This is a genomic window from Xanthomonas campestris pv. asclepiadis, assembly GCF_020784175.1.
Classification (GTDB): Bacteria; Pseudomonadota; Gammaproteobacteria; order Xanthomonadales; family Xanthomonadaceae; genus Xanthomonas; species Xanthomonas campestris_D.
Genome location: NZ_JAJGQM010000004.1, coordinates 120,037 through 133,529 on the forward strand (window position 1 = coordinate 120,037; position 13,493 = coordinate 133,529).

Below are 13,493 nucleotides of genomic sequence, written 5' to 3' on the forward strand. Positions count from 1 at the left end.
ATGCGCGTCATCCTGGTCTCCGGCCTGCACCTGTCACACACCATCAAGCAGTGGCGACATGCGGGGACGGTAGAATGCGCCCATGCCCGGATCCCTGTTCAACTCACTCAAGCCGCTCGCCGGCCAGGCCCTGCAAGCCGCGCTCAACCGCGCGCTGGCACTGGACCCCGATACCCGCGACGCCCTGCTGCCGCTGGAAGGCCAACGCATCGCACTGACGCTGGAGGCGCCTGCCTTGGCGCTGCAGATCCGCGTGCACGAGCGCCGCTTGCTGGTCGGCCCGGTGGACCAGGCGCAGGAGCCGGATCTGGCCGTGCGCAGCAGCCTGGCCGGCTTGCTTGGTCAACTGCCGTTCCTGGCCAATGCGCGCCGCAGCGGCGCACCGGCCGGGCGGCTCAAGGTCTCCGGCGATGCCGAACTGGCGCGCCAGCTGCAGCAACTGGCCGGCCGCTTCGATCCGGACTGGCAGTTGCCGTTCGTGGCGGTGTTCGGGCAGATCCTCGGCGTGCAGATCGCCAATGCGGTGCGCGCAGCGCTGCAGCAGGCACGCCGCAGCGCGGTGGATCTGGCGCAGAGCGCGGCCGAATTCGTGACCGAGGAATCGCGTGACGTGGTGCCGCGCGCCGAACTGGAGGCCTTCCACGACGATGTCGACGAACTGCGCGACGACGTCGAACGGCTGGCCGCACGCGTGGCGCGCCTGCGCGCTGCCGGAGGTGCGGCATGAAGGCGCTGCTGCGGGCCAGCCGCATCGGCCGGGTGATCCTGCGCTATCGTCTGGACGACCTGCTGCAGGACACCCCGGCCGAGCGCTGGCTGCGCCTGGCCAAGCCGTTCGTGCCACGCGCCAGTGCCGAGATCGCCGCGCAATCGCGCGGTGCGCGGCTGCGGCTGGCGTTGCAGGAACTGGGGCCGATCTTCGTCAAGTTCGGGCAGATCCTGTCGACCCGGCGCGACCTGATCCCGGCCGACGTGGCCGATGAATTGACCCTGCTGCAGGACCGCGTCAAGCCCTTCGATGGCGAAGCGGCGCGACTGATCGTCGAGCGCGCGCTGGGCCTGCCGGTGAGCGTGGCGTTTGCCGCATTCGATACCGTACCGCTGGCCTCGGCCTCGATCGCGCAGGTGCATGCGGCCACCTTGCCGCCGGATGCCAACGGCGTGCGTCGCGAGGTGGTGGTCAAGGTATTGCGCCCGGACATCGAGCGCCAGATCGATGCCGATATTGCGTTGCTGCAGTCGCTGGCCACGCTGGTCGAGCGCACCCACCCGCGTGCGGACAAGATCCGGCCGCGCGAAGTGGTGGCCGAGATCGAAGGCACCTTGTCGGCCGAACTCGACCTGCAGCGCGAAGGCGCCAACGCCAGCGTGCTGCGCCGGTTCTGGGAAGGCTCGGACGATCTGTACGTGCCGGAGGTGATCTGGTCGCACACCGCCGAGCGTGCGCTCACGCTGGAGCGTGTTTACGGCATTCCGTCCGATGACATCGCCAGGCTCGATGCGGCCGGTATCGATCGCAAGGCGCTGGCGGCCAAGGGCGTGCGCGTGTTCTATACGCAGGTGTTCCGCGACAACTTCTTCCATGCCGATGCGCACGCCGGCAACATCTGGGTCGATTCGGATCCGGAGCGCCGGCTCAATCCGCGCTTCATCGCGCTGGATTTCGGCATCATGGGCCAGCTCTCGCAGGAAGATCAGTACTACCTGGCCGAGAACTTCATGGCGATCTTCCACAAGGATTACCGCCGCATGGCCGAGCTGCACGTGGAGGCGGGCTGGATGCCCGACAACGTGCGCATCGACGAACTGGAAGCGGCAGCGCGCTCGGTGTGCGAGCCCTACTTCACCCGGCCGTTGTCGGAGATTTCGCTGGCCGAAGTGCTGATCAAGCTGTTCCGCGTCGCGCAGCGCTACGAATTGACGCTGCAGCCGCAGCTGATCCTGTTGCAGAAAACCTTGCTCAACATCGAAGGCGTCGGCCGCCAGCTCGACCCCAGGCTGGATATTTGGGCGGTGGCGCGGCCGGTGCTCGAACGCATCCTGCGCGAGCGTTACAGCCCGCGCCGCGTACTCGGCGAGTTGCGCAAGCGGCTGCCGGAAATCATGACGCATGCGCCGGACATGCCGCGCCTGGTGCACAGCTGGTTGAAGCAGCAGGTGGAAGGCCGCCACCAGCTCGACATCCGCTCGGCCGAGCTGCGCGCGCTGGACCTGAGCCTGCGCAAGCTGCAGACGCGCGTGGTCACTGCCATCACCGGCAGCGGCCTGCTGGTGGTGGCTGCCGTGCTGTATGGCCTGCACCCGAATGGCTGGTACCTGGGCACGGTGCCGGTCTGGAGCTGGATCAGCGGCGCGGCCGGCTCGGTGGCCCTGCTGGTCGCCTGGTTGCGGCGCTGAAGCACTAGTACTGACGCACTGCCACAGGTGGCCTGCCGCATCCGGCTGGGTAGCGGCAGTGCCTGCAGCGGCACGATGACGAAGCCGTTCCCGGCGAGGTGGTGATGATCGATCTGCAGGCGTTGAAAGACGAACTGGTGCGGTTCGGTAGCGACAACGATGCGCAGCAGCTGGCGCGTGGCCGGCGCATGCTTAACATCACGCCCGACACCGGGCAGTTGCTGGCGGTGCTGGTGCGTGCCACCGCTGCGCGGCGCGTTTTGGAAATCGGCACCTCCAACGGGTATTCGACGCTATGGCTGGCCGAAGCGGCCGCGGCGATCGGTGGGCATGTCACCACGGTGGAACTTGCGGACGACAAGGTGGCCCTGGCGCAGGCCACGCTGGCGCGCAGCGGCCTGGCGGCGTCGGTGAATCTGGTGCACGGCGATGGCGGCGCGTGGCTGGCCCAGGCGGCCAGCGCCAGTCTCGATCTGGTCTTTCTGGATTCGGCGCGCGGCGAGTACGTGCGCTGGTGGCCGGCACTGCGTCGCGTGCTACGTAGCGGTGGCTTGCTGGTGGTCGACAATGCGCTCTCGCATGCCGACGAACTGGCACCGTTCACCGCGCTGCTGGCTGGCGATCCGGCAATCACCTGCAGCGTGGTGCCGGTGGGTAAGGGCGAGTTGCTGGCGGTGTGCGGCGCGGGCTGAGCGTGCACCGCTGACCTGCAACGACCTCACGCCCCAAGGCGTGTGACTGGCGGGCGCCACATGCTCTGCCAGCGCCGGGGTGCGGTCAATCGTGTAATGGCGCGCCGGCGCAGTGGCATGCGCTGTCCACGGCGCGGATAATCCGCCGGTGAACACATCCCCCAAGCACTTGCAGATTCTCTACCAGGACGCGCTCCTGGCCGTCGTCGACAAACCTGCGGGCCTGATGGTCCACGACAGCAAGCTGGCGCGTGGGGAGGACGACTTCTGGCCGACCGCCTGCGCGAACAGCTGGGCCGTCCGATCTTTCTGGTGCACCGGCTTGATCGCGCGACCAGCGGCTGCCTGCTGCTGGCATTCGATCGCGAGGCCGCCAGCGCGCTGGGCAAGGCCTTGATGGCCGGCGAAGTGGAGAAGGATTATTTGACGGTGTGCCGCGGCTGGCCGGCCGAGGAGCACTTCAGCGTCGACCACGACCTGGACGGCGGCCCCGGCAAGCCGGTCAAGAAGCCGGCGGTGACCCACTTCCAGCGCCTGGCCACCGGCGAGCTGGAGATCCCGTCCACCGGCTTTGCCACCTCGCGCTATGCATTGCTGCGCTGCCAGCCGCAGACCGGGCGGTTCCGGCAGATCCGCCGGCACATGAAACACTTGTCGCACCACATGATCGGCGACACCAGCCACGGCGATGGCCGGCACAACCGCAGCTTCCGCATGCTTGGCATCCACCGCATGCTGCTGCACGCCGAGCGCCTGGGGTTCCCGCATCCGGCCGATGGACGGCGCATCAGCGTCACTGCGCCGCTGGATGTGGAGTTTGCGAAAGCGTGTGCGTTGTTTGGGTGGGAGATGGCGGGGTTGGGAGTCATGCCGGCGGCGTGATGGGGCGTGCCTGGTCCAGAGATCGAGACGTCCACTCGGCATGCAAGAAAGCTGCGCAAGCGTCCCCTCACCCCAACCCCTCTCCCGCCTGCGGGAGAGGGGCTCAAGCACGACGCCCACTGCGCGCCTTCCCCGCGTTCCCGCCTTCCCTGCTCACCTTCCAAGTTGCTTCCTTCCCTCGCTTGCAGGGGAAGGTGCCCGAAGGGCGGATGGGGGCAGGCCCGCCACTGCGCTTTCAGGACAGCAGCTCTCCTGACGGGAGGGCTGCTTCGGTCAGCGGAAAAGTTGAAGCATTGCGATAACCGGCAACGCACTCAACCCCGGAGTCGCAACCGCCGCAGCAAGCACGCCGTTCCGATTCCCCAATCCCGATTCCCGATTCCCCGCCCTTCAGGGCTTCTGCGCCGCCGCCGCCGGCTCGTTGACGATCTTCTCCAGATCCTTCTGCAAATCGGCAAACAGCGGCAGCATCTTCTGCTGGATCGCGCCCATCAGGTTCTGGGTCAGTGCCGGGGTCTTGTCCAGCAGGCTCTGGCCGGCCGAGCTCTCGTAGAACTCTGCCATGGCCAGCACGTCCTCGCGCGAGAACGAGCGCTTGTAGATGTCCACATACATCGGGCGCAGCTCCGACCACGACAGCGCCTTGCGCACGGTCTGGCGGGTACGCTCCTGGATGCGCTGCAGCTGCGCCTGCTGATCAGCGTCGAGCTGGCGCTGGGCAGTGAGCTGGGCGAACTGTTGCTGCTGCATCGCTTCGATCTGCGGCAGCATCGTGTCCAGCATGGTCTGTGCGCGCGAGGCGGCCAGCAGGCGGTTGATGTCGGCATCGCTGGGCGCCTGCGCAAACGCGGCGGGCGTGGCCAGTGCCAGCGCGGCCAGCACGATCAGGCGGCGCGCGAAGGCGCGGGCGGCGGCAACGGAACGGGGTGGGGTCATCGGGGCATCCTGCAGGGTGGAGAACCGGCCGCAGCATACGGGAAGCCGGCGTTCGCGCGCGCGTCCATGCTGGTGCCGATACAATCGGCCCGATGGCCAGCGACCCGATCCAGATCACCCCTAGCCTGACGATCCCGCCCAGCGAGATCGTCGAGCGCTTCGTGCGCGCCAGCGGCGCAGGCGGGCAGAACGTCAACAAGGTCTCCACCGCGGTGGAGCTGCGCTTCGACGTGGCCGGCTCGCCGTCGCTGCCCGAACCGTTGCGCGCGCGGCTGCTGTCGCGGCGCGACCGGCGCATGACCGCCGAGGGCGTGCTGGTGATCGACGCGCAGCGCTTCCGCACCCAGGACCGCAACCGCGAGGATGCGCGCGAGAGGCTGGCCGAGATCATCAGTGCGTGCCTGTCGGTGCCCAAGCGCCGGGTCGCCACCAAACCGAGTCATGGTGCCAAGCTGCGGCGGCTGGACGCCAAGCGTGAGCGCAGCCATATCAAGCGTGGACGCTCTGCGTCCCACTGGGAGTAAGCGTGAGTCACACCGACCCGTCGTTGCCACCGGTAACACAGGCCAACATCCTGCTGCAGCCCTCTCCACCCAGAATGCCTCGCGCCCACGGCCGCTTCGGCCGCTGGCTGGGGCGCACGGCACTGCGTCTGACCGGCTGGCGCCTGCTCGGGCGGCTGCCCGACGAACCCAAGCTGGTGATGATCGTCGCCCCGCATTCGTCCAACTGGGACGGCTTTCTGGGCTTTGCGGCCAAGTTCGCGCTGGGCTTCGATGTGCGCGTGCTGGGCAAGGCGCAACTGTTCTGGTGGCCGCTGGGCCCGCTGCTGCGCAAACTAGGCGGCATCCCGCTGGACCGCAGTTCGCCGCAGGGCACCATCGGCCAGGCGGTGCGGCTGATCCGCAACTCCGAGCAGATGTGGTACGTGATCACCCCCGAGGGCACCCGCAAGCGGGTGGAGCACTGGAAGGCCGGCTTCTGGAAGATCGCCTCCGACTCCAAGGTGCCGATCCTGCCGGTGTATTTCGACTACCCCAGCAAGACCGTGGGCATCGGCGAGCCGTTCTGGACCGGCACCGACATGGCCGCCGATATCGCTGCCATCCGCGCCTGGTACCGGCCATGGCGCGGCAAGCATCGCGATACGCCGTAAAAATGCAGCCTTGGCCGGCAAGTCGCTCACGCACCTCACGCACCGCTGTCGAAGGGCGGGTCGTGCGCGCGCAGGTGCTGGCAGGCACGACCTTGCATGCCGATCCCGAGCGCCGATGACCGATCGCCAGGACCGCGTCGGTTTGCCGCCGCGCCGGGTTTTTTGTCGCTCCCGGTCGCCTGCATCCATGCCTGGCGGCGCCAGGCACGTTGCGACCTCCATCGAGGGAACACCATGATTGGCCTGTCCGCACGTGCACTGTGTCTGTCTATCTCTCTCCTGCTCGCCGCCGGCCCGGTATGGGCGGCCACGCCGATGCTGGTGATCCATGGCGGCGCCGGCGTGGAGAAATCCAGTCTTTCCAGCGAGGAACAGGCGCAGGCGCGTGAAGCGATGCAACGCGCGCTGCGCACAGGGCACGCGGTGCTGCAACGTGGCGGCACCGCAGTGGATGCGGTGGCCGCCACCATCACCGTGCTGGAGGATGCGCCGCAGTTCAACGCCGGGCGCGGTGCGGTGTTCACCCATGACGGCAAGAACGAGCTGGATGCCGCGATCATGGATGGCGCCACCGGCAAGGCCGGCGCGATTGCCGGCGTGCACACGGTCAGGAACCCGATCCAGCTGGCGCGCAGCGTCATGGACCATTCCAGGCACGTGATGCTGGTCGGCGACGGCGCTGAACAGTTTGCGCGCGAGCAGGGCGTCACCCTGGTCGACCCAAGCTATTTCCGCACCGACAAGCGTTGGCAGCAGCTGCAAAAAGCGCTCAAGGCCGAGGCCGGCGACCGGAAAGCGCAGGCCGAGCTGGATCTGGAAACCACCAAGCATTTCGGCACCGTGGGTGCGCTGGCTCTGGATCGCGACGGCCACCTGGCCGCCGGCACCTCCACCGGTGGCATGACCAACAAGCGCTACGGACGCGTCGGCGATGCGCCGATCATCGGTGCCGGCACCTACGCCAACGGCCAGTGCGCGGTGTCCGGCACCGGCTGGGGCGAGTTCTACATCCGCGCGGTGGCCGCTTACGACATCTGCGCACGCATGAAATACGCCGGGCAGTCCTTGCAACAGGCGGCCGACACGGTGATCGACCAGGAGATTCCCAAGGCCGGCGGCGACGGCGGCGCCATCGCGCTGGATGCGCAGGGCAATGCCGCGTTTCCGTTCAATACCGAGGGGATGTACCGCGGCTGGATCGGCGCCGACGGCACCCCGCATGTGGCCATCTTCAAGGACGAGACGCTCTGACGCGGTTTGGGTGTGGCCCCCGCGCCCGCTCACCGGCCGCTGCCCGCCTTGTTGAACCCAGCAACTCTGCAGTCCCGTGCTGCGCGCTGTTGCCCACGGCTGGTCACCGGTGCCGAGCCTGCATCTGCGTCCCTGCGGCTTCGCCATTCCCAACCGGATTCATTCAGCCAATCCAACGGCACATGCCGACGCCGCGCAAACCCGCTAGCGTGGCCGGCTGCACTACCCACTCAGGAATCACACGCCATGTCGCGTACCGTTGTTCTGGCCGCTGCCATCACCCTGGCACTGGCTGCTTGTTCTGGAAAAGATTCGTCCGGTAAGGAGTCCACCACCGTGCCCGAAAAGACTGCCACCACCCCGGCCGCGGATGCCGCGCCGAACCCGCTGCTGACCGCCAGCACGCTGCCGTTCCAGGCGCCGCCGTTCGACAAGATCAAGGACGCCGATTACCTGCCGGCCTTCGAGGAAGGCATGCGTCTGCACCTTGCCGACATCCGCAAGATCGCCGACAACCCCGAGCCGCCCAGCTTCGACAACACCATCGAAGCGATGGAGCGCAGCGGCGAAACGCTCACGCGTGTGTCGCGCATCTTCTTCGGGCTGGTGCAGGCCGATACCAGCGACGCACGCCAGAATATCCAGGAAGAGATCGCGCCCAAACTGGCCGCGCATCAGGACGAGATCAATCTCGACCCGAAACTCTTCGCCCGCGTCAAAACCCTCTACGACCAGCGCGACACGCTGAGCCTGGAGCCGGAGCAGAAGCGCCTGGTCGAGCGCGATTACGAAGAGCTGGTGCGCGCCGGCGCGCAGCTGTCGGAGGCCGACAAGGCCAGCCTGCGCAAGCTCAATATCGAAGAGACTACGCTCTCCACCCAGTTCCACACCCGTCTGGTGGCCGCCTCGGCCGCCGGCGCGGTGGTGGTGGACGACAAGGCCAGACTCGATGGCCTGAGCGAGGGCGATATCGCCGCTGCTGCCGATGCAGCCAAGGCGCGCAAGCTCGATGGCAAGTATCTGCTCACCCTGCAGAACACCACCCAGCAACCGGTGCTGGCCTCGCTGAAGGACCGCCAGCTGCGCGCCGAGGTGCTCAAGGCCTCGGAAACACGCGCGGAAAAGGGCGATGCCAACGACACCCGCCAGACCATCCAGCGCCTGGCACAGCTGCGTGCGCAAAAGGCCAAGCTGCTCGGCTTCGACAACTACGCCGCCTACAGCCTGGGCGACCAGATGGCCAAGACCCCGGACGCCGCACTCAAGCTGCTGACCGACACCGTGCCGGCCGCCACCGCCAAGGCACGCCGCGAAGTGGGCGAGATGCAGAAGGTGATCGACGCGCAGCATGCTGATTCAAAGACCGGCGACTTCAAACTCGCCGCGTCCGATTGGGACTTTTACGCCGAGCAGGTGCGCAAGGCCAAGTACGACCTGGACGAGGCGCAGATCAAGCCGTATTTCGAACTGGACAACGTGCTGCAGAACGGCGTCTTCTACGCAGCCACGCAGCTGTACGGCATCACCTTCAAGCAGCGCACCGACATCCCGACCTATCACGCGGACATGAAGGTGTATGAAGTGTTCGATGCGGACGGCACCTCGATGGCGCTGTTCTACACCGACTACTTCAAGCGCGACAGCAAGTCCGGCGGTGCCTGGATGGATGTGTTCGTCGAGCAGGACGGTCTTACCGGCGCCAAGCCGGTGGTCTACAACGTCTGCAACTTCACCAAACCGGCCGCCGGCCAGCCGGCGCTGCTGAGCTTCGACGACGTCACCACCTTGTTCCATGAGTTCGGCCACGCGCTGCACGGCATGTTCTCCAAGGTGAAGTATCCCTCGATCGCCGGCACCAGCACCTCGCGCGACTTCGTCGAGTTCCCCTCGCAGTTCAACGAGCACTGGGCCTCCGATCCCAAGGTCTTCGCCAACTACGCCAAGCACTACCAAACCGGCGCGGCGATGCCGGCCGAGCTGGTGGAGAAGATCAAGAAGGCCAAGACCTTCAATAGCGGCTACGCCACCACCGAGTACCTGTCGGCCGCGCTGCTCGATCTGGCCTGGCACACCCAGCCGGCCGACGCGCCGTTGCAGGACGTGAGCAAGTTCGAAGCCGACGCGTTGAAGCGCTTCAAGGTGGACCTGGCCGAAGTGCCGCCGCGCTACCGCAGCAGCTATTTCGACCACATCTGGGGCGGCGGTTATTCGGCCGGGTATTACGCGTATTTCTGGTCGGAAGTGCTCGACGACGACGCATTCGAATGGTTCAAGGAAAACGGCGGCCTGACCCGCAAGAACGGCGACATCTTCCGCGCCAAGATCCTTTCGCGCGGCAACACGGTCGACCTGGCCACGTTGTATCGCGATTTCCGCGGCAAGGATCCCAGCGTCAAGGCGCTGCTGGAAAACCGTGGCCTGACGGAGTGAGTGACTGAGTGATGTGCCTGCGTCGTTGGCGCATGCGTGTGTAATCGCTGCAGTCAGCAATCGAAACGGGATGGCCACGCGCCATCCCGTTTTTTTTGTGGATGGTGCATCAGGCGTTTGTGTTCCGATTGCCACATCTGGAGTGGCAGCGCCTGTGATGCGTGGTGCGCGCTTCACATAATCCGTAGCGCCAGCATTAGCGCCCTGTGCTGACGAAGCAGCACAGAGCTTTGTAGGCCGCAAGCGCGCACGCCGCCGCGATGGCGCAAGGCAACGCGTGAACGCCGCCCGCTCATGCGCCAACGCCAACGCTGCGATGTACTCAGCTAGCGCGTCGCCACCAGGCCGTCCGAGGCTTGCGTCGCGGCATCCTGTCGCCACCAGCGCAGGCGATTGCCGGGCGCATTCAGATCCACCTGCTCGCCCATGCGCGGCGTCGCCAGCGCAACGCCGGCGCTGTCGGCCAAGGCCACGATCCGGTCCAGCGGCTCCTGCCACGCATGCATGGCCAGGTCGAAGGTACCGTTGTGGATCGGCAGCAGCGTCTGCCCGCCGACGTCCAGGTAGGCCTGCAGGCTCTGCTCCGGTTGCATGTGCACGTGCGGCCATTGCTGGTCGTAGGCGCCGTTTTCGATCAGCGCCACGTCGAACGGCCCGAGCTGTTGGCCGATGGCCTTGAAGTGCGGGCCATAGCCGCCGTCGCCGCTGAAGAACACGCGCAGCTCGCGGTCCTGGATCGCCCAGGAACACCACAGCGAGCGCCCGCGATCGAACAGCCCGCGCCCGGAAAAATGCTGCGACGGGGAGGCGGTGAGTTGCAGGCCATCGATGTTGATCGTGTCCCACCAGTCCAGCTGGCGCACCTTGCCCGGGTCCACGCCCCAGCGCACCAGCAGATCGCCCACGCCCAGGGGCGCGACGAACACGCCAACGCGGTCGGCCAGGGCACGGATGCTGGCGCGATCGAGATGGTCGTAATGGTTGTGCGAAAGGATCACCCCGGCCAGTGGCGGCAGCTCGTCCAGCGCGATCGGCGGCGCATGAAAGCGCTTCGGCCCTGCGAACGGCACCGGCGAGGCGCGCCTGGAGAACACCGGGTCGGTCAGCCACAAGCCACCGGCCAGCTTCATCAGCACGGTGGAATGGCCCAGGCGATACAGGCTGCGATCGGGCGCGGCAAGCAGCTGCGCGCGCGTCAGCGGCTGCACCGGCAGCGGCGCGGACGGCACCGTGGTGCTGGGCTTGTCGAAGAAGAACGTCCAGATCAGACCGATCTGCTTGCGCAGGCTCAGCACGGTGGTCGGCAACGGCAACGCATTGCGGAACCGGCCTTCGCGGAACTGCGGCGACTCGGCATAAGGGGAAGGGCGAGAGGATGCCATGGGAAGTCCGGGCGGGCAGGGGATGACTGTAGGAGGAAATTACACCGAGCAGTGTAGTTTCATTGGGCTGAAAGTAAACTGTCCGGTGTAAAATGCCCCGATGTCGACCGTATCTTCCCCCCAGGCCTTGCCGCAGCGGCTGACCGACCGCAAGCGCCACGCCATCGTCGAGGCGGCCATTGCCGAGTTTCGCCAGCATGGCTTCGAGGCCACCAGCATGGACCGCGTGGCGGCCACCGCGGGCGTGTCCAAGCGCACCGTCTACAACCATTTCCCCAGCAAGGACGCGCTGTTCGGGCAGATCCTGCGCGGGCTGTGGCAACGCAGCGCCGATGCGGTGAATCTTGTCTACCGGCCCGACCAGCCGCTGCGTGCGCAGCTGATCCAGCTGCTGCAGCAGAAACTGCACCTGCTCGACGACCCGGCGTTTATCGACCTGTCGCGTGTCGCCATTGCCGAAGGCATCCATTCGCCCGAACGCGCGCGCGCGCTGATCGCGCAATTGGGCAGCAAGGAAGAAGGCACCACCACCTGGGTGCGCGCTGCCTTGGCCGACGGCCGGCTGGCAGGTGTGGAGCCGGACTTCGCCGCGCAGCAGCTGCAGTCACTGATCAAGGGCTTCGCGTTCTGGCCGCAGATCGCCATGGGCCAGCCACCGCTGTCGCCGCAGCAACGCACGCAGGTGGCCGAATCGGCGGTGGCGATGTTCCTGGGCCTGTACGGGCGCGAATGATTGCCTGCGATGCGCGTGCCGACGCGGACGCACCACGTCGAGCGACGCCGCGCCGTGTTTCAGCGCTGCACAGTCAATGCGGCGACCGGCCCGCACCCAGCCCGGAGGTAGTAACGGTCTGCCGGCCGCGTTGAAACCAGGCCACCATCGGCGAGGCCATTACCGTAGTCACCAGCGTCATGCCGAACAGCAGGGTGAACAGGTCCGGCCCGATCACGCCGCTGTCCAGGCCGATCTTGATCACCACCAGTTCCATCAGGCCGCGTGCGTTCATCAGCGAGCCCACGCTCAGGCTGTCTCGCCAATCGTGGCCGCTCAGGCGTGCGCCCAGGGTGCAGCCGACCAGCTTGCCGGTGACCGCCACGCCGATAACCAGCAGCAAACCGGCAATGCCGGCGCCGGCAAAGGCGCTAGGGCTGGTGGCCTGGCCGGCGACCGCAAACAGCACCGGCATCAGCAAGGTGATCGCCAGGGGTTCGATGCGCCCGGCCAGGTGTTCCAGCAGGCGGTCATCGCGCGGTACGCAGATGCCGAACAGGAATGCGCCGAAGATCGCATGCAGGCCGATCCATTCGGCCGCTGCGGCGCAACCGAGCAGGCCGATCAGCACCCACACCAATGCGCTGGACGCATGGCGGCCGTCGTGCGCGCGCGGCGCGAGCAGGCGCGCATACACGGGCTTGAGCACGCCGAACACCAGGGCGAGCAAGACCAGCGCACCGACCGCGGTAAACGCTACGCCGCCGTGCGCGCTGTTTCCGGTCAGGGTGAGCACGATCGCCAGGAACATCCATACCGTGGCATCGTCGATCACCGCCGCGCCCAGGGCCAGGCGGCCGGCCGGCGTGCGGGTCATGTTGCGGTCCTTGAGGATGCGCGCCAGCACCGGAAACGCAGTCACCGACATCGCTGCGGCAATGAACAAGGCGAATGGCCAGAACCCGATGCCCTGCGGTGCAAAGCGCGCAAACAACCAGGGTGCGGCAGCCAGCCCAAGCAGCAACGGCAGCACGATGCCGGACAGCCCCACCAGCACCGACGAGCGCACCTGCGCCGTGGTGCCTTCCGGCGCACGCAACTCCACGCCGACGATGAACATGAAAAGCACCACACCGATGTTGGCCAGTCCCGACAGCGGCGGCAAACTGCTGGATGCGAACAACACCCCGTGCAAGTCCGGCAGCCATGTGCCGAATGCGATCGGCCCGAGCAGCAGGCCGGCGGCCATCTCGCCGATCACCGGCGGCTGCCCGAAGCGTTGCAGCAGCGCGCCGCACGCACGTGCCGCGCCCAGGATCACCGCCAACTGCACCAGCAATAACGTGGTCGGATTCATTGCGTCAGCCTTGGTTGGTTGAGTCGGCTCGCCCCGCGGTGCGGGACGGCTACGCATCTGGTCAGTGAGTCCCCGGATTGACCAGCCGTTGATGACCTGCAGTGATACCCACAGCATCGGCCTAGTCTATGACGACAACCATCGTGCAATAGCATCGAGCCGACATCGATGCGGCGCAATCCGGAGTGGTTCGCGCTGCATGCTGGAATCACCCGTCAGTGCTGCGCTCGCATGGCTTGATCAAGCAACGCCTTCAATGGCATACCGCATACCGCACACGGCATCGCCGATGAAGAGC

At 66.8% G+C, this 13,493-nt stretch carries 11 protein-coding genes and 1 pseudogene; 9 read left to right on the top strand and 3 right to left on the bottom strand.

What is annotated here, in order from left to right:
• Window positions 1–82: 82 nt before the first annotated feature.
• From LL972_RS03490 to LL972_RS03505, 4 genes and pseudogenes are all read left to right on the top strand, one after another.
• A complete protein-coding gene (locus tag LL972_RS03490; RefSeq protein WP_104649612.1) occupies window positions 83–727 on the top strand; it encodes a ubiquinone biosynthesis accessory factor UbiJ in 645 nt (214 codons plus the stop codon).
• The gene (ubiB, locus tag LL972_RS03495) at window positions 724–2,397 is read left to right on the top strand and encodes a ubiquinone biosynthesis regulatory protein kinase UbiB (RefSeq protein WP_104583959.1); all 1,674 of its coding nucleotides are present in this window, start codon (window positions 724–726) and stop codon (window positions 2,395–2,397) included. Before LL972_RS03490 ends, ubiB begins: the two co-directional genes overlap by 4 nt.
• A gap of 104 nt (window positions 2,398–2,501) precedes the next feature.
• The gene (locus tag LL972_RS03500; protein ID WP_228326408.1) at window positions 2,502–3,089 is read left to right on the top strand and encodes an O-methyltransferase; all 588 of its coding nucleotides are present in this window, start codon (window positions 2,502–2,504) and stop codon (window positions 3,087–3,089) included.
• Between the two features lie 112 nt (window positions 3,090–3,201).
• Window positions 3,202–3,971: pseudogene (locus tag LL972_RS03505) on the top strand (pseudouridine synthase).
• Between the two features lie 390 nt (window positions 3,972–4,361).
• Here the strand turns inward: LL972_RS03505 and LL972_RS03510 are convergent.
• Window positions 4,362–4,907, bottom strand: coding sequence for a DUF2059 domain-containing protein (locus LL972_RS03510; RefSeq protein ID WP_228326409.1), 546 nt, complete (start codon window positions 4,905–4,907; stop codon window positions 4,362–4,364).
• A gap of 92 nt (window positions 4,908–4,999) precedes the next feature.
• On the opposite strand from LL972_RS03510, the gene arfB reads away from it, so the two are divergent.
• From arfB to dcp, 4 genes are all read left to right on the top strand, one after another.
• On the top strand, window positions 5,000–5,431 hold the full coding sequence (gene arfB / locus LL972_RS03515; protein WP_104583955.1) for an alternative ribosome rescue aminoacyl-tRNA hydrolase ArfB: 432 nt from the start codon (window positions 5,000–5,002) through the stop codon (window positions 5,429–5,431).
• 2 nt (window positions 5,432–5,433) lie between these two features.
• Entirely contained in the window at window positions 5,434–6,063 is a 630-nt protein-coding gene (locus tag LL972_RS03520; protein ID WP_228326410.1) for a lysophosphatidylcholine acyltransferase, read from the top strand.
• A 234-nt stretch (window positions 6,064–6,297) separates the two neighbouring features.
• Window positions 6,298–7,314, top strand: a complete 1,017-nt coding sequence (locus tag LL972_RS03525; protein ID WP_228326411.1) for an isoaspartyl peptidase/L-asparaginase family protein — start codon at window positions 6,298–6,300, stop codon at window positions 7,312–7,314.
• Between the two features lie 246 nt (window positions 7,315–7,560).
• Entirely contained in the window at window positions 7,561–9,744 is a 2,184-nt protein-coding gene (gene dcp / locus LL972_RS03530; protein ID WP_228326412.1) for a peptidyl-dipeptidase Dcp, read from the top strand.
• Window positions 9,745–10,070: 326 nt separating this feature from the next.
• Here the strand turns inward: dcp and LL972_RS03535 are convergent, their stop codons facing one another.
• Entirely contained in the window at window positions 10,071–11,126 is a 1,056-nt protein-coding gene (locus tag LL972_RS03535) for an MBL fold metallo-hydrolase (protein ID WP_228326413.1), read from the bottom strand.
• Window positions 11,127–11,226: 100 nt separating this feature from the next.
• Between LL972_RS03535 and LL972_RS03540 the strand changes: the two genes are divergently transcribed.
• A complete protein-coding gene (locus LL972_RS03540; RefSeq protein WP_228326414.1) occupies window positions 11,227–11,859 on the top strand; it encodes a TetR/AcrR family transcriptional regulator in 633 nt (210 codons plus the stop codon).
• Between the two features lie 73 nt (window positions 11,860–11,932).
• Here LL972_RS03540 and LL972_RS03545 read toward each other — a convergent pair whose 3' ends face one another.
• Entirely contained in the window at window positions 11,933–13,195 is a 1,263-nt protein-coding gene (locus tag LL972_RS03545; protein WP_228326415.1) for a cation:proton antiporter, read from the bottom strand.
• Window positions 13,196–13,493 lie beyond the last annotated feature (298 nt).